Here is a 16,966-nt window from a genome sequence, read left to right on the forward strand (position 1 = left end):
ATGGGGTTTTACTTATACTCCGGGTATAAGTTGTAGGCCTAGGGCTACCGCAAAGGCAGAAAAAACCATAAGTCAACTTATAAGTACATCAGAAAATGGCCACGAAAGACAACTATAATAAAACGCTCCGCTTTTCATCGGAAACAGATGAAAAGTTGGGTAAGTTGGCCGAGAAATTTGGCCTCAGCAAGTTCCAGTTCTTTAACAGAATGGTTGAATATTTCCACCGGACTAAAAAAGATCCGGCAGATATCAATGACGAGTTTCTTAAAAGCACACTCGTTAAAAATCATGATACCTATATCCGGTTTATTCGGACACAGGAAGAAAACATATTGATACCGGTTAAAACCGAAGTTGACCGGATGATACAATCACAGATCAAGATTTTGGATTTTTTTAACAATCATGTACTAAAGGCGAACAAGGAAATGCTCCATAACCAGCAAATGCAGATGAACAAATTTTCAGATACAGATCGGTTGCTAAAAATGATTACTGACAAATTGGAAGCCAAAGAAGCCTTGAAACTTAAATTCTTATACATCCTTAACAACTATAGTAAGGCCAGGGAAAGCCTGGGCTTTACCAGTTCAGCAAAGGACAAAGAAGATTTGATACATCAGGCGAAACAACAGATCGCTAAAATTTGAAATCAATTATGTATATCAATATCACCGACAGCGCAACAGCAGACAACAAAGGGAGCAGCGGTAACCTGGTACATTATCTTGATAAAGAGAACAGAACCGATTTAGATAAGGCACCCGAGCGCTGGTTTAATCAGGAAAGAACCGATATCTCATCCACCGAAGCAAGGCAGGCCATTGATCATAATATAGCCAAGCTAAGTAAAACGGACGATAAATTTTTCCTGGTCAACATCAGTCCGAGCCAGAAAGAAATTGCATTTCTGAAAGAGAAATACGGTGAGGATGGTGCGAGGAACCAATTAAAAGCTTATGCCGTATCCGTCATGGATCAGTACGCCTCAAATTTTAAACGGGCAGGTGTCGATAGCAGTAAACACCTGCTTTGGTTTGCCAAACTGGAGAACCGCCGTTATTACAGTCATAAAGATCCCGAAGTCAAAAGGGGGCTCAAAAAAAGAGGCGAAAGAAAACCCGGCGATCAGATGCACATACAGGTTATTGTGAGCCGGAAAGATAGGTCGAATAAGATCAAGCTCAGCCCGATGAATACATCGCGCGGGAAAAACACCGAGCATTCCAAAAAAATGGGGCAGTTTGACCGTTCGGCCTTTAAGCAATCAGGCGAAACTGTATTTGATAAGCAATTCGACTTTGATCGCGGTTTAGCTGATACTTTCCAATACGCCAATGCTAAAAAGAAAGGCAGCCTTGCAGAACGAATAACCCTGCATGCGGAACGGCAGAACCAGGAGCGCGCTATGAAATTACGACCGGCCGTGGGCAAAGGAAATGAACAACAACAAACCGCACCTGTTAAGGCACCAAAAACAAGTCAGTTCCATAAAATCGCTTTAGGTAAGTACAAGCAGGACGTAGCTTTGAGCATACCAAAGAGAAGGAGAAAGAAGAAAGCTAAAGACCAGCAACAGGATCAGGATTTAACCTTGTAAGCAATCACTATTTATCATCATTAAGAATTTAACTATTCCCATTGGGAATCGGAAGGAGATTTTATGCAAACAGGTGAAGACACGCAGGGACTACGCAAGATCATCGACTTTACCCGATTGATCAGTATTTTTATATTGGCGATCCATTTTTATATCTGCTGTTACCAGGCATTTACCATATGGCACTGGACAGCGGGCATTACGGATCGTTTGATCAGTAATATCGCACGGACAGGTCTTTTTAATAATATGCTCCGGCCAAAGCTTGCCGCATTGCTTTGTCTCGTTATTTCCTTAGTCGGGGTGAAAGGCAGAAAGGAGGAAAAAATTAATTACCGGATAATTTCAGCTTATTTATTAACCGGCTTACTGATTTACTTTACCAGCATTTTATGTTTTTACCTGCACACAAATTTAGAGATCATCGGCATTTGTTACATGCTGTTAACGGGAATCGGGTATTTGCTGATTTTAACTGGTGGCATTTATTTATCGCGCCTACTCAAAGACAAGCTCAACAAGGATATTTTCAATACAGATAACGAAACTTTCCCCCAAGAGGAGCGCTTACTGGAAAATGAATACTCTATCAATCTCCCTGCTAAATATAACCTGAAGGGTAAAGTCCGAAACAGTTGGATTAATGTCATTAACCCATTCAGAGGTTTGCTTGTGGCAGGTACACCGGGAGCAGGTAAATCTTATTTTGTCATTCGGCACATTATAGACCAGCATATCCAAAAGGGGTTTTCGATGTTTATCTACGATTTTAAATATGACGATCTGACTAAAGTTGCCTATAATAAACTATTAAAATATAAGGATGGGTATAAAATTAAACCTCAGTTTTTCATTATTAATTTTGATGATCTGAACCGAACACACCGTTGCAATCCACTCGACCCACACAGTATGACTGATATCACGGATGCTATCGAAGCAAGCCGTACGATTATGTTAGGGTTAAACAGGGAATGGATTAAGAAGCAGGGCGACTTTTTTGTGGAAAGTCCGATTAACTTTTTAACCGCCATCATCTGGTATTTGCGTAAATATTCGGACGGCATTTATTGTACGTTACCGCATGTGATTGAATTGATGCAAGCTGATTACGATAAGCTTTTTGCACTTTTGATAAAAGAACCGGAGATAAGGGCATTAATAAACCCATTCATATCGGCGTTTAATAATAATGCCAAAGCACAATTAGAGGGTCAGGTAGCCAGCGCCAAAATTGGCCTGGCCCGGTTAGCTTCCCCACAATTATACTATGTGCTTTCAGGCAGTGATTTTACATTGGACGTGAACAATCCGGCAATTCCGAAAATTATTTGCATGGGTAACAACCCAGAGAAGCAGGAAACCTACGGCGCGGTGCTGTCCCTGTATATAACCCGTATGATCAAATTGGTTAACCGTAAAGGCCAGCTTAAATGCAGTTTGATTTTCGACGAATTTCCATCAATTTATTTTAACGGCACAGATGGTCTTTTGGCAACGAGCAGATCAAATTTGGTGGCAACGACTTTGGCCGTCCAAACAATAGAGCAGTTAAGGAAAAATTATGGAAAAGAACAAGCCGATGTAATCACCAGTATCGTCGGTAATATCATAGCGGGTCAGGTAACCGGGGACACCTCGAAAATGTTGGCGGATAATTTCGGGAAGATCGTTCAGGACAAAGATAGCTTGACGATTAATAGTAGCGACACCTCTACTACCAAAGCCACACAACTGGACTATGCTATACCAGCCGCTAAGATAGCGGCACTTTCATCGGGCGAGTTCGTGGGAATGGTAGCGGATAACCCTAACCAAAAGATCAAGCTGAAAATGTTTCATAGTGAGATACAAAATGACCATCAAGCCATTAAAAAAGAAGAAGCCGGTTACAAGCCCATACCCTTGATTAAGCGGGTTACTGAGGAAGATGTAATTGAAAGCTATGAGCGCATCAAAAACGAAATCGAAGATCTGATTAATTGTGAAATGGCTTTATTTAAAGCAAAGGAAGTTTTAAATGATGCTGAAGAAAAACCCGCACACAAAGAAGAAAATTATAATAAAAATAATCCCGATACTGATCAGATTATGTCTATGTGACCAAAACCATACTCTATTATTGGCCATACCTACAACCGACAAAAAACATAGGATACGGCAGTATGCCAACAATTCCTTATTGGGTGTGATATGTCATAGCGCGGCGACAGATCCGCTTTTTAAGATTTTTTATTATCTATTTCTTGACGTTCTAAGTAGTTTATTGGAGACGAAATCCGTAAAATTACTCCGATAACTTTCGCCTATTGTGAAGGTCAGGTTATTATTCATTTTAATCGTATTACCTTCAATATAATTTATATAATCTATTGAAATAATAAACGCCCGGTGAAACTGTTTAAATCCTTCACGACATCCCAGTATTTCAACAATATCTTTAATGGTCAAATAAGCAGTTAGAATTTTATTGCTAGTTAAGTATATCTTAACATAATTATGTGAGCTTTCAAAAGCGATCACATCTTTGTACATGACTTTAACGATACGCAAATCTTCCTCTTTATTTTTAACCAGGAAAAAGGTATCTCCCTCATGAAATTCCGAATTTATCTCATTAAGCTTTACGGTCGCTTCTGTCGGAAATAATCGATTAATAGTGGTCGAAAACTTGCCAAAAGTAAAAGGCTTTAACAAATAAGCATCGCCTTCAGCTTCATAGGCATCGAAAGCATATTTAGAATGTGCAGTTGTGAAAATTAATTTCTGCGTCTTTCGTCTCAAGGCCTTTGCTAATTCTAATCCGGAAATAAAAGGCATATCAATATCCAAAAATAACAGATCAATATTACCCTCTGAACTTACCTTTTCTAATGCTGTTTGGGGATCGGTATAAATACCTATTATATTCAGCTTAGGTAGCATATTAATGTATTTCCTTATAGCATCTACGGAAAATTGTTCGTCGTCAACTATGATGCAGTTTAACATATAAACTTATTATTAAGTGATCTCTATAAATTGAGGTCTTTTAGAGCCAGTAGTTAAAATGTGAATAAAAGCCAAGTAAGAAATATTCAATATACAAAAACTTTTGAATTTAGACTATCGTGATTAACGTTATTAGCAGATCATCTATTGTAATTATCTCCGATCTTACCTTCGAAAAGCATTACAACTTATTTCCCATATTATATAGATTAGTTTTTACGCAACACAATATAATCAGATCCAAAAATATATTTTATAATATTTCTCGTTTAAACCTCGATCCTTATTGGTTTTAAACTGAACTGTTCCTAAAATTAAACGTAAAATAGAAAGTATCCCTATTTTTTATCTAAAGAGGTATATTTTCTACATGAAAAGTCATTTTTTCTTTATTAGGGAGATCATCCCACTAAAGATTGATAGCGATTATTTCAGCCATTTGTATCATGCTGTTCGCCATTCTTTTGTTTTCATAGAGTCATGCGGTCTTTATAAAAAGCCTTATTGTCAGAACACTAACAACTTAAATTAATTATTTCATATGGAAAACTTTGAATGTATAATCATTGATGATGAACCTTTTGCCATTGAATGGCTAAAAGATTATATCAGTTTGATGCCGAGTTTAAGGCTGATAAAATCTTACACAGATCCTTTAGAGGCTTTAGTTGAAATAACAGCCGGCGGTATGGTAGACTTAATTCTGCTTGATGTTAATATGCCCAAGATAACCGGCATCGAACTATCTAAAGAAATCCGGAAAAAAACAAGGAAACTGGTGTTCTCAACTGCTTACAAACAATATGGCTATGAGGCATATCAAGTAGAAGCTGAAGCTTATCTGTTGAAACCATATACCTTTCCAAAGTTTGCAGGAACCATAGCGAAAATACTTCCTGGATGCGATGAAGTAATCACTTCACTTAAAGCAACGGAAGATTTTTTTTTCGTTAAAAACAAGAATGAACAATTAAAAATCGTGAAGATCAGATATGCCGATGTGGTGGCCGTGGAAAGCAAACAAAATTATGTACTTATCCATACCTTAATAAAAAAGGTACTTACTTATATATCCCTTACTGAAATCTCCAAAATATTTAATCAATTGCCAAACTTTGTCCAATTTCAGCGAAGTTTTATTATAGGTAAGAATCATATTGACTCGATTGATGGTAACACTATAAAAATGGTTAACGGACTTCAAATAACCGTCGGAGAATACTATCGTAAGGATTTTATTGTATTTTTAACCGAGAAATTGATAAAGCCAGGACGTAAGCGGTAACGTCCTGGCTTTGATAATCCTGATTAATTTGAGCGGCCATCCTGGAAAACACCTGTTTTCGTGATTGTGATCATCGTTGTCGTCGGATCGGTTTCAGTTGAGGATTTTGAGTTTGTTTTGTTTCTGTACACAAATAATGTGGCGTCTTTGATTTTTAAATTCTTGTGTTTCATGTTTTTTTTCTTGAAACTTATCGTGAAAATCAACCGTACGAAATAATATTATACAGAAAGGAAACATTTCTATTTAAAAGAGGAATTTTCTATGAATAAGATTTTACAAAACTGGTTTGATAAATATAAATTACACCTGCTGATATGGGCGTTATTTATCTTTTATGAAACTATTGTTATCGGCTTGGTTTCCGGCATATTTGGACACCCGCTAACTTACATTGCTCATTATACAGCTGCTGTCTTCTTGTTCTACTTACATGCCGACTTTTTTTTACCTTGGGCTTTGGCAAATAAAAAATCTGCCATTTGGAGACTCCCGTTCATATTAGCACTGGAAATTAGCGGATTTGTTATCGTTTCCTATTACTTGGATAAAATATTAATTATGGGCCAAATTGTGCGTTACGATCAGCCTTTCAATATTTCTTGGCTATATGTCCTCAAAATGCTTTACCGAGGGAGCTATTTTTTGGGATTTGCAACTGGGTACTATTACTTAATAACCTACATTAAGGAAAAAAGAAAAACTAATGAGTTAGAAAAACAACATTTAAAGGATATTATATACAGCCAAAAAGCCGAGCAGGAGCTGACTAAAGCGCAAAACGCGTTTTTAAAAGCACAAATCAATCCACATTTCCTTTTTAATACGCTAGATTTCATATACCATAATATTGATGCATCTTCTCCTGTTGCAGCTGATGCCGTCATAATTTTAACTGATATGATGCGGTATGCAGTAGATGCGGACAAGATGGGTGATTTTGTACGTTTAGGAGATGAAATAGAACAGGCTGAAAACCTCCTTTATCTAAGTCAAATCAGGAAAAACCATGCGTTAGGCTTCCGAATAAATTATTCGGAAAAAGTCCGGGAAATCTATTTAATTCCGCTGGTATTGTTAACTCTCGTGGAAAATATTTTAAAACACGGTAATCTTAACGAGCCTGAACATGAAGCCTTGATCAATTTATACGTAGAAGGTAAAGATTTTCATATTGCAACCGACAACTTAGTCAATTATGAACCACTGAAGTTGAAGACCCATTATCATACCGGTTTGAAGAATATTGAAAAAAGATTGAAATATGCTTATGGCAATTCAATAGAATTTAATTATCATACGGATAAAGTCAACCATTTCAGGGTGCACTTGAGCATTCCTGTCGAACAGTTAAAAGCGCACGACGGGTCATCAAAACTTTTACAAGGAAATGGTACAGTGTCGCCTCATGGGCACGCTGGTGAGAATTGAATAATCGGTTAACATGCATATGCAATATATCCGTTAGTAGTTTTTTAAGGGTATACTTACTTTTACAAGTGTGGAGGATTGATATAAATGCACTTTTTAGCTCATGGGGCAAACTAATTAAGGAAGTATTAGCGTCAATATTGATTTTAGGTTTGAGGTCCTGAAAACGCCGATTTAATCTTTTAAAGCTCACCTGGTTCAGGTTCATTTCCTCACTAAATTGATCTGCAATATTTTTTGAAAAGTCCACCTGGTCATTGATATCAGTTAGTGCTAGTGCAATAAGGCTTTGCATCATCGCCAGAGCCACTGCATAAAGATCCACCGAGTCTTTTGTTACAGCCAATAATTCTAAAACATATTTACTATCGGCAAAGAAAAACCATTCAATAAGTTCCATATGGGAAGCCCCATACCGTTCAGTTTCACGAATGTACGTTTTAACCTGAATATCAGAAATCAGGCCAATTTCACAATCAGGTTCCAACAATGTTTTCAGCCTGCCCATGATCAGATACCCGTCTGCTGTATCAATTAAACGCAACCTTAAACGGACGTGCGGTTTAGGGTCATCATACCTGATAAAGAACCATTTTTGAATCTTATTTTGACTTTCCTTTAAAAACGTCGTTAGCTGGTTAATCAGCAAGTAATCTGCACGGGCAGGATGGCAATACACCTCAAAATACAACCAATCGCCACCGGGAAGGATAGTTTGGTCATCCTGCTGCTTACTTTCTATACCCGAGGTTGTCAATTGGAAGGGCTTATATACCTGATTTTTGCGACTGTAATTTGCTACAAATTCTACAGCATATTTTTTACCGCTATTATCATGCAAACCATCCTCATCTGAAATCAGAGCTTCCGAAATGTATATTTGCTTTCGAACGTTTTGACGGCAATAAAACAAGAACGCATCCATGTCTGCATCTACCTCCGGATCAAAATATAACATCTGGTCGGCATGACCGGCTTTAAAGGGGTAATTAATCTTTTCCTGGTGCAGCCAACTGAGCAGATTGATTTTATTATCCTTTTGATTTCCTGTTTTAATACCTTCTAAAATATTATGCGGCAATAACCACATAGCAGGTGAAACAATTACGCTTTTAAATGTAACACGAGGGTAGAAACTTAAATCTGGAAAAAAATACTGCATTTTAAAATTGAGGTCAGATTTGACATGCTGGTGTTGCAGATCGCAAAGAAAACGAAAAACTGCTAGATCGGAGCGTGTATAATTGTATGCCGAAGACATACGGGGAATCATTCTCTTTTTGTGTTTTTTTGACCATAAAATTATTTCCAGACCACGAACAACGACTAATATATCATCAAGATGAAGCGGTGCTGGATCACATGACCAACTAAGTATAGGTAATTCATATCGATATAATTGTTTTCTACGGTTAATATTATCGACATCTTTTTCCGCCACGTAAGCAATATCAAAAAATAAGACATCCGGATTTGCCTGTTCTTCTAAGCATGCAATTCTTCGACCAAACTCTTCAAGCTCATTATTGGCGATGGTAAAGCGGCCAAGCAACGCATTTGCTGTACAACCCCCGGCACTTTGAATAACTGGCTGTCCCTTCCAGAAATGCAACAAGATGCTTAATGTATTAGGTAGAGGCAACGGAGCAGTTTGACGATCTTCAAATTCTTCCAGCTGAATGACACTGCCATTCATCAGTTTATTTAACAAAAAGCAATGCAATTTAGTATATGTAATGTGAAGATCTGTTTTAGTTTCCTTTTGAGCCTCATTTGACATATCAACATACGGGTAATCAGTTTGTTGTTCACCGAGATTGTCGTAGCCAATACCTGTTTCCAAATCCATAGCTACTGTAAGCGGAACCGCGCGTTGTCCAAATTTTTTTAAGAAAGCCAAACGAAAGTCATTTAATGCTGAATGGGTATTGTTAGGTAAACATTTAGCCAAAAAGTCGATCAGTTCGGGAACATCCTTAAATTTCCTGCTGTCCAATCCGCCGGAAATTATTTTTCTTTCTGCAATTACATACGTATCTCCCGGATTTATAATTCCAAGATTTGTTCTTTTGAAATAATCTTCACCGGTAATATTCGGGCTCTTTTCAGTAAGTAAAAGCTGGAGGCTTAACATTTGTAGAAGCAGGCTATCAATAGCTCGCCTTTGTAATTGAAATTTTGCTATCATTTTGCGATATACCAGTTCCTTGGCTATCTTTTCACGGCAAAGTTTTATTACAGTATTAAGCTCCGGAAAATCGACAACAGATGCAATTTCAAATATTCCGTTTTTTATGCGGACATAGCGATAATCCTTCCCAAGTCTATAAACAGTGGAATTGATCTGAAACCATTCTGAACTTTGTAAGAGCGCAGTGTCGTCAAGATAGTGAGCATCCTTCTCTTTCCAGCCTACGTAATTATGGAGAAACATATTTTGGTTTAGTAGAACCTGCATATCTCCGTTTTCGAAAGTTGGCAAAAGGGAAAAAGCTGCAAACCGACCGAATGGTGTGGCTCTGTACCGTGCTCTATTAAAATACTTCCAAACGGAAAAATGGAATTTCTCTTGTAGTTTAACCAACTCATTTGCGTCCACTGATTCAATAATTTTGTAAAAATCTGGTGAAGAATCACCAATAATAGTTTTTAGCTCTGACCATTTGTCTGTGAGATTGTCTTCAAGGCTGAAGACAGGGGTTCGGCAAAGGACAAGGTTTTGTAATTCTAAATTCATATGCTTTGATGACAAATTCTCTAATATGATTGTATACCAATATTCCATTGTATTTAATTCAAAAAACAGATTTTGAAAGTGTTTTTTAAATGCTTTTATACATAGAGACCACTTTTCAGGATAAAAAGGCAAATATTCATGATATAGTACGATGTGATTTGATTGAGTTATTGAAGGCTCCTTATTGCTTTGCAATGCGTAGCAAATCCAACCAACTATATACAATGTTCTTATTTTGGTATTGATGTTTTTGCCTGTACAGGTCTTCGTATCCGGCGTTATGAGCTGAAGGGATGATGTCGCCGGAAACCTCAAATCTCCGTCAATTCTGCACTAAAAAGTTACAAAATTTGGTTCATTTATCCAAACCCATGGTTTTTCGGGATAGAAAAGGGCATTTTCGGGACAGATACATATGCCTATTTTATGAATTTAACTCATTCTTGGTCTAATTTAGGTTATTATTAAACCGTTAGATAGTTATCTGGTAATACGTCTACCTGATAAAAAAAATGGTAAACAACACCTAAAAAGCTTATCAGTCAAAGTGTAATTATCATCAGCCCATTGTAATGCTTTAGGTGAATTTAATTAAAGGAGAAATGTCAAAGTAAAAACGGCCTTTATTAATGTCGTGAATCGACATGGATTAAGTAGGATTTATTAACAAAAATCAATAACAATTTAATTAATTATTTATGAAAAAGCAATTCAAAAAAATGGACGAGCAAAGCTTAAGTGTATTTGCAAAAAATGAGTTACATGACCTATCTACCATCCAAGGTGGTCTTGGTGATGCTTCAACAACATCTGGGGATTCTTGTAGCTGCCCAAGTGGTGACAGCGATTCTAACGCTTATGATTCTGATGGCGAAAGCAGCGGTCCAGCACCATTACTAATTGCCTAAACCTTTAGCGACCGGAGGGCGGTCTATACCGTCCTCCGGTTATTGTAATTGGACAACATAATTATTGCAATAGATAAAGAGGCAATGGTATTTATACAAAGTCAACATTTTGAAATCAGTACTAATCAAGTTATTGATTGGTTAATTTTTTATCAGAAACCCTTTATCAAACTAAACTACGAGGATAACAACGTGGAGTTTATTTCCTTAGATATTACAGAGGAAGGTAAAGTGGATATTGTTTTGAAAGTAAACGATCAACTTATTGAACTTAGCAAAGTTACCGCTTATTGGCACCGGAGAGGCAAAATGCCATTAGAAAACATATCCAAAAGTGATTACTCAATCCTCGAACGCGATTATGGTAAAAATATCAGCAAAGAAGTTTATGATAACCTAATGCAGGAAAAGCAAACTTTGAATATACTAATTGATCATTTATTTGCTAGTGTTCCTATCAAAGTTGGCAATCCCAATCGAGGCACGCCAATAAAGTTGTCTGTTTTGCTTAGAGCAGCAAAAATCGGCCTGAAGATCTCTCCAACTATGGTTACGTCGAAGAAACAAATAATGAATGGGTTCCGAAATCAGCAAGGTTCAATTATTACTAAAGCTATAGGAGAAAATCTTTTTACAAACGGTATAAAAAATAATTTGATGTTCTATACCGAAGAAATAAAAGAGGAGCACCTTGATCGGTTTCCTGATAATTTTTTTTACACGTTATTTCAAAAAAAGGTATTAAAAAAATATGAACTGCGGATATTTTATTTTCATGAACGCATGTACGGCATGGCCATATTTTCACAGGGAGATAAGCATACACAAACGGATTTCAGAAAATACAATACCGGTATTCCAAACCGAAATGTCCCCTTTAAAATACCGGATGACATAAAGGAAAAACTAACCACCCTAATGAAAGACATGCAACTCGATACAGGATCTATCGATATGATTGTAGACGAGGATGATAATTTTATATTTCTGGAAGTAAACCCGGTAGGACAATTTGGAATGGTTTCTTTGCCTTGCAATTATCAACTAGAAAGGGAAATTGCGCATTATCTTGCTTATGGAAAATTTTTAAATTAACAAAAACGTATGCCTAATTATGACCAAGGATTTACTGATATCATTAAGATCAACGTAAATAAATTTCCGCTCACTTATCATTATACTTATAATTTCAGTAAAATAAAACTCAAAAAAGGCGCCGCCTTCTGGGGAATAAAAGTGGATACCTATAATACCAATAATTTTTATACCACCGGGCCAGTTAGGCCGGTGTCTAAAATAATTGACCTTGATGAATTCGTAAAGAAAGATGGAGCAAGCAATCACTAACACCACGCAATTTGTATTATTCTCATGCTGTATACCAGTAAAAGGTGCGAGCAGGAGCTTGATTGTCGATATGCAAAGGGAAAACATGTATTTCATCTCAAATGAGCTGTATGACCTAATAAGGACATTTAAAGAAAAAAGCTATCTTGATGTGGTATCTGAATTTGATGAAGATTCAATAAAAAACATCGATGAATACCTGGACTTTCTGAGTGGCAATCAACTTGGTTTCTGGACAAATGAGGCTGAACGATTTCCTGATATTTCTATGGAATGGGATCATCCTTCAATTATTACCAATGCCATAATTGACAGTCGAATTTCTTCCCGTCATGATTGGCCATCCATTTTTGCACAATTAGAGGCCTTGGGCTGCCAGGATATTCAACTGAGGTTTTACGATACCATTGCGCCTGATGAACTGGTAGCTATTGTGAAGCTGACGGAAAATACTCGAATAAAATCGTTGGAATTTATCATAAAATATAATGCTGAATATTCTAAACGCCTACTCAAATCAATAGTATTTGATTGGTATAGGATTAAAACTATAACACTTCATTCCGCTCCCTATACAGAGGTCTATATACTTAGACCAAAGGAAAATAGATCAGGAATGGGAAATGTTCTTTTTACTAAACAAGCTATTGACTCTAATCAGCACTGCGGCATTATCAGTGAGAAGTATTTTACACTTAATGGCATACGATCTGTTTCTGAAGCCAAACAATTTAATTCCTGTTTAAATAGAAAAATATCGATCGATCATGACGGCAGCATTAAAAATTGTCCGACCCTGCCTACTACCTACGGTAACATTACGGAAACAACGCTTGCAAGCGTTATAGATGATCGGTTTAAAGAAGTTTGGTTTATTAATAAAGATCAGATCAATATCTGCCAAATTTGCGAGTTTAGATATATCTGTACCGATTGCCGCGCTTTTGTTGACAATAAATTTGATAAGCCTAAGAAATGCAATTATGACCCTCATACCATGGTATGGAGTAACTAATGTAATATGTTTAACCGTTTTCCATTTTACAATCAATATGACCGAATGGATTGCGGTCCGACATGCTTGAGAATGATAGCAAGTTATTATGGAAAAGATTATTCATTAAATTACCTGAGAAAAGTCTGTCATATTTCCCGAGCAGGGATTTCCCTTGAAGGCTTGAAAGTGGGTTCCGAGAAAATAGGCTTTAAAGCTATTGGGGTAAGTTTGCCCTTTGACGGGGATGAACAGTCTTTACAATCGGCACCCTTACCCTGTATTGCTTTTTGGCGGCAGCAACATTTTGTTGTCATTTATAAAACAGAAAAGGACTATATCTATATTGCAGACCCCGCGAAGGGAAAAATAAAATTAACAACAAATCAATTTGCTACAAATTGGATTGTCGATAATACAACGCAAGGCATTGCATTGTTGCTTATTCCAACTGAAGCATTCCAAACTACCATTGTCACTGATCCTGAAAATAATTCCGATACCTTAAAATTTTTCGGCGGTTATCTCAAATCTTACAAGAAGTATATCTACTTAATAATAATTTCTTTATTAACCGGAAGTGTGCTATTACTGCTTTTCCCTTTCCTGACAAAAGCAGTGGTTGACGTTGGAATCACAAATAAGAATCTTTATTTTATTTATATTTTATTACTAGCGCAATTAATACTATACACCAGCCAAACAGCACTTAATTTCTTTCAGCGCTGGTTGATTCTTCATATTAGTTCACGTGTCAATATCTTACTGTCATCGGATTTTGTCTACAAACTAACCAAACTACCTATTCATTTTTTTGATACAAAACAATTTGGAGATCTTTTCCAAAGGATCAACGACCACCGCAAGATTGAAACGTTTTTTACCGCTTCTTCCTTAAGTGTGGTGCTATCGGTCTTTAATATCATTGTTTTTGGTATCGTCCTGGCTTTCTATAATCCCCTGATATTTGCTGTGTTCTTGCTTGGAAGTGTCGTTTACTTTATATGGATATTCTATTTCACAAGTAAAAAGCGAATTATTGACTATCAACTTTTTCAGGAAAGTTCGAACAACAGTGATATGCTCTATGAACTGATCCAGGGTATGCAAGAAATCAAACTTCAAAACAGTGAAGAAAAAAGAACTGTCCGTTGGGCAAAATCACAGGAGAGGCTATTTAAAATTAATGTTGAATCAAATATTATAAATCAATACCAGGATGGCGGAGCATTTTTCATCACTCAATTAAAAGATATATTAATCAATATAATCGCTGCGATAGCTGTTATCAAAGGTAACATGAGTTTAGGTATGTTAATTGCAACCCAGTTCATTATTGGGCAGTTAAATGGCCCTATCCAACAAATTGTTGCATTTATTAGAAACGGTTATGAGGCAAAACTGAGTTTAAATCGAATTGTTGAGGTACATGACAAATTAGAGGAGGATGCCGGTAAAAAAAATGAGCCAGTTTCCACCCATCAAATTCAGGACAACATTATGCTTGACAACCTAAGCTTTAGGTATAATGAATTAACTCCCTATGTTTTGAAAAATGTCACTTTAAAAATACCTAAAGGGAAAGTAACAGCGATTGTTGGATCAAGCGGCAGCGGAAAGACAACTTTAGTTAAATTGTTATTGGGATTTTACACACCTACCCAAGGAACCATTACTGTAGGGTCCACAAATATTGAAACCTTAACCAGTAAACAATGGCGATCCCAATGCGGAGCCGTGATGCAGGACGGATTTATTTTTTCTGATACTATAGCAAATAATATAGCTGAAAGCGACACAAAAGTTGATTGGGATAAATTGAAAAACGCCGTTGAGGTGGCTAATATCAAGGATTATATTGAATCATTATCATTAAATTTTAATACCCAGATTGGAGCTCAGGGCAATGGGATCAGCCAGGGCCAACGGCAACGCATACTTATTTCAAGGGCAGTTTATAAAGATTCCTATTATTTGTTTTTTGATGAGGCGACGAATGCCTTGGATGCTAACAACGAGAAAATAATTATTGAAAATTTAGAAAAGTTTTATAAAACCAAGACAGTTATCATAGTAGCACATCGACTCAGCACAGTAAAAAACGCAGACCAAATTATAGTTCTTGAAAATGGCCAAATCGTAGAGCAGGGTAACCATACTGAATTGATTGCAAACAGAGCCAACTATTATGAATTAGTCAAAAATCAACTTGAATTAGGCAATTGATCGTTATGACAAATTACACTATTAATAGAATCGAACAGAAAGTTGGCAAAATGCCCAGCCATTATATTTTCGTAGGCATTGTAATTATATTATTGGCTTTGGTATGTTTTCTCTTAACAGGTTATTTGGTACGTTATGCGGATAAAATAGATATTGAATCAGTAATTAATTCTGCCGATCAAAATACGGTACAATTTGAACTACCCTCAAAACCATTTTTGAATGAACTTTCTAAAAATGAAAATGTCGAAATTCATCAGTATACCTCACGGGGACATTATCAGGTTTTTCAAGCATCGGTATATGGTATAAATTATAATTCTGGGGTGGTAACAATAAGCTTAAAGAATGCAGGTAAGGAAAAGAAGACCATTAATAACAAATACCCTTTAATTATGCACGTGATATTAACCGGCAAAGAGAAAAGCATTATAAGCCGATTACTAACCGGAAGATCAGTAACTTTTTGAAATGAGATTAATACAAACATTTACTTATTGTTGATTTTCTTTTTAACGGCAACTCAAAATACGGTTTGCAAACAGGAATATAAAAGTTTGCTAAATACTAATTAATTAGTTGCAATACTAATTGATTAGTATTATATTTGGTTATAGATTATTTACCATGCAAAAGTTAGCCAAACGCGAAGAACAAATTATGCAAGTTATCTGGACCTTAGATAAGGCATTTATTAAAGAAATCATTCAGGAGCTCCCGGAGCCGAAACCTCATTATAACTCGGTGGCTACAATGGTAAAGATTTTGGAGGAAAAAGGATTTTTAAGTCACGAGACAATTGGGAACATATACCAGTATTATCCCACCATTTCGAAGGAAGAATACCAAAAGCATGCAATGAAGGATATTGTAAGCCAGTATTTTGATAATTCATATTCCCGGATGCTGGCTTTCTTTGCTAAAGAGCAGAAATTAACGGAGAGCGAATTGAATGATATTATTAATATAATTAAATCTACGAAAAAATGATACCCTATCTAATACATGTAGCTCTGATTTTGGCAGTTTGTTTTTCCTTTTACAGATCCCTGTTACACCGTGAAACGTTTCACTCATTGAACAGGTACATACTGATCACTTGTTTAACGATGTCCTTTTTATGGCCCTTATTACCTATACCAAGCCAATTATCACTCAGAAAAACCGAAGTATATACCAATCTCACGCAGCGTGGTCAAAAGCTTTTAAATAACAAACTCTTTGAAGTTGAAACCCATACCGAACAATCTCATCTACGTGGGTCAAATTCTATTGCCGGCAATTCAGTCCAGGCAGATGAGCCTGGGATATTTAACACGCGAATAGACATTGAAAAAATAATTTTCTGGCTTTTTATTATTTATTGGCTCGGCGTGGCCGTTTTTGGATTAAATCTTATTATACAACTGGCAAGCACTATTTACCATGCCTATGCAAAACCGGT

The 16,966-nt window shown here is 36.5% G+C and carries 14 protein-coding genes; 12 read left to right on the top strand and 2 right to left on the bottom strand.

What is annotated here, in order from left to right:
- Window positions 1–95: 95 nt before the first annotated feature.
- The 3 genes from JWR23_RS12985 (at window position 96) to mobC (ending at window position 3,706) form a co-directional block, all read left to right on the top strand.
- Window positions 96–653, top strand: coding sequence for a BfmA/BtgA family mobilization protein (locus tag JWR23_RS12985; protein WP_299516578.1), 558 nt, complete (start codon window positions 96–98; stop codon window positions 651–653).
- 8 nt (window positions 654–661) lie between these two features.
- A complete protein-coding gene (locus JWR23_RS12990) occupies window positions 662–1,603 on the top strand; it encodes a DUF5712 family protein (RefSeq protein ID WP_299516579.1) in 942 nt (313 codons plus the stop codon).
- A 63-nt stretch (window positions 1,604–1,666) separates the two neighbouring features.
- Window positions 1,667–3,706, top strand: coding sequence for a conjugal transfer protein MobC (mobC, locus tag JWR23_RS12995; protein WP_299516580.1), 2,040 nt, complete (start codon window positions 1,667–1,669; stop codon window positions 3,704–3,706).
- Between the two features lie 132 nt (window positions 3,707–3,838).
- Here mobC and JWR23_RS13000 read toward each other — a convergent pair whose 3' ends face one another.
- A complete protein-coding gene (locus JWR23_RS13000) occupies window positions 3,839–4,594 on the bottom strand; it encodes a LytTR family DNA-binding domain-containing protein (RefSeq protein ID WP_299516581.1) in 756 nt (251 codons plus the stop codon).
- 541 nt (window positions 4,595–5,135) lie between these two features.
- Between JWR23_RS13000 and JWR23_RS13005 the strand changes: the two genes are divergently transcribed.
- Window positions 5,136–5,879 (top strand): LytTR family DNA-binding domain-containing protein, encoded by a 744-nt coding sequence (locus JWR23_RS13005; protein WP_299516582.1) that lies wholly within the window; start codon window positions 5,136–5,138, stop codon window positions 5,877–5,879.
- 264 nt (window positions 5,880–6,143) lie between these two features.
- Window positions 6,144–7,310, top strand: a complete 1,167-nt coding sequence (locus JWR23_RS13010) for a sensor histidine kinase (RefSeq protein ID WP_299516583.1) — start codon at window positions 6,144–6,146, stop codon at window positions 7,308–7,310.
- Here the strand turns inward: JWR23_RS13010 and JWR23_RS13015 are convergent.
- On the bottom strand, window positions 7,198–10,047 hold the full coding sequence (locus JWR23_RS13015) for a lantibiotic dehydratase (RefSeq protein WP_299516584.1): 2,850 nt from the start codon (window positions 10,045–10,047) through the stop codon (window positions 7,198–7,200). The genes JWR23_RS13010 and JWR23_RS13015 overlap by 113 nt on opposite strands.
- Window positions 10,048–10,745: 698 nt before the next feature.
- Between JWR23_RS13015 and JWR23_RS13020 the strand changes: the two genes are divergently transcribed.
- From JWR23_RS13020 to JWR23_RS13050, 7 genes are all read left to right on the top strand, one after another.
- Window positions 10,746–10,955 (top strand): hypothetical protein, encoded by a 210-nt coding sequence (locus JWR23_RS13020; protein WP_299516585.1) that lies wholly within the window; start codon window positions 10,746–10,748, stop codon window positions 10,953–10,955.
- Between the two features lie 48 nt (window positions 10,956–11,003).
- Window positions 11,004–12,050, top strand: a complete 1,047-nt coding sequence (gene gwsG / locus JWR23_RS13025; protein ID WP_299516586.1) for a grasp-with-spasm system ATP-grasp peptide maturase — start codon at window positions 11,004–11,006, stop codon at window positions 12,048–12,050.
- 9 nt (window positions 12,051–12,059) lie between these two features.
- Window positions 12,060–12,302, top strand: a complete 243-nt coding sequence (locus JWR23_RS13030; RefSeq protein ID WP_299516587.1) for a hypothetical protein — start codon at window positions 12,060–12,062, stop codon at window positions 12,300–12,302.
- Entirely contained in the window at window positions 12,283–13,317 is a 1,035-nt protein-coding gene (gwsS, locus tag JWR23_RS13035) for a grasp-with-spasm system SPASM domain peptide maturase (protein ID WP_299516589.1), read from the top strand. The genes JWR23_RS13030 and gwsS overlap by 20 nt, the downstream gene beginning before the upstream one ends.
- Before the next feature lie 6 nt (window positions 13,318–13,323).
- Complete coding sequence (locus JWR23_RS13040; protein ID WP_299516591.1) at window positions 13,324–15,522, top strand: peptidase domain-containing ABC transporter; 2,199 nt, start codon at window positions 13,324–13,326, stop codon at window positions 15,520–15,522.
- A 5-nt stretch (window positions 15,523–15,527) separates the two neighbouring features.
- On the top strand, window positions 15,528–15,992 hold the full coding sequence (locus JWR23_RS13045; RefSeq protein WP_299516593.1) for a hypothetical protein: 465 nt from the start codon (window positions 15,528–15,530) through the stop codon (window positions 15,990–15,992).
- 157 nt (window positions 15,993–16,149) lie between these two features.
- The gene (locus tag JWR23_RS13050) at window positions 16,150–16,512 is read left to right on the top strand and encodes a BlaI/MecI/CopY family transcriptional regulator (RefSeq protein WP_299516595.1); all 363 of its coding nucleotides are present in this window, start codon (window positions 16,150–16,152) and stop codon (window positions 16,510–16,512) included.
- Window positions 16,513–16,966: the final 454 nt, after the last annotated feature.

The sequence above is a fragment of the Mucilaginibacter sp. genome (assembly GCF_028288205.1).
Classification (GTDB): Bacteria; Bacteroidota; Bacteroidia; order Sphingobacteriales; family Sphingobacteriaceae; genus Mucilaginibacter.

Bases quoted from the DNA above. Each gene is read 5' to 3' on its own strand.
- JWR23_RS12985 (WP_299516578.1), top strand. From the start codon at position 96: ATGGCCACGAAAGACAACTATAATAAAACGCTCCGCTTTTCATCGGAA.
- JWR23_RS12990 (WP_299516579.1), top strand. From the start codon at position 662: ATGTATATCAATATCACCGACAGCGCAACAGCAGACAACAAAGGGAGC.
- mobC (WP_299516580.1), top strand. From the start codon at position 1,667: ATGCAAACAGGTGAAGACACGCAGGGACTACGCAAGATCATCGACTTT.
- JWR23_RS13000 (WP_299516581.1), bottom strand. From the start codon at position 4,594: ATGTTAAACTGCATCATAGTTGACGACGAACAATTTTCCGTAGATGCT.
- JWR23_RS13005 (WP_299516582.1), top strand. From the start codon at position 5,136: ATGGAAAACTTTGAATGTATAATCATTGATGATGAACCTTTTGCCATT.
- JWR23_RS13010 (WP_299516583.1), top strand. From the start codon at position 6,144: ATGAATAAGATTTTACAAAACTGGTTTGATAAATATAAATTACACCTG.
- JWR23_RS13015 (WP_299516584.1), bottom strand. From the start codon at position 10,047: ATGAATTTAGAATTACAAAACCTTGTCCTTTGCCGAACCCCTGTCTTC.
- JWR23_RS13020 (WP_299516585.1), top strand. From the start codon at position 10,746: ATGAAAAAGCAATTCAAAAAAATGGACGAGCAAAGCTTAAGTGTATTT.
- JWR23_RS13030 (WP_299516587.1), top strand. From the start codon at position 12,060: ATGCCTAATTATGACCAAGGATTTACTGATATCATTAAGATCAACGTA.
- gwsS (WP_299516589.1), top strand. From the start codon at position 12,283: ATGGAGCAAGCAATCACTAACACCACGCAATTTGTATTATTCTCATGC.
- JWR23_RS13040 (WP_299516591.1), top strand. From the start codon at position 13,324: ATGTTTAACCGTTTTCCATTTTACAATCAATATGACCGAATGGATTGC.
- JWR23_RS13045 (WP_299516593.1), top strand. From the start codon at position 15,528: ATGACAAATTACACTATTAATAGAATCGAACAGAAAGTTGGCAAAATG.
- JWR23_RS13050 (WP_299516595.1), top strand. From the start codon at position 16,150: ATGCAAAAGTTAGCCAAACGCGAAGAACAAATTATGCAAGTTATCTGG.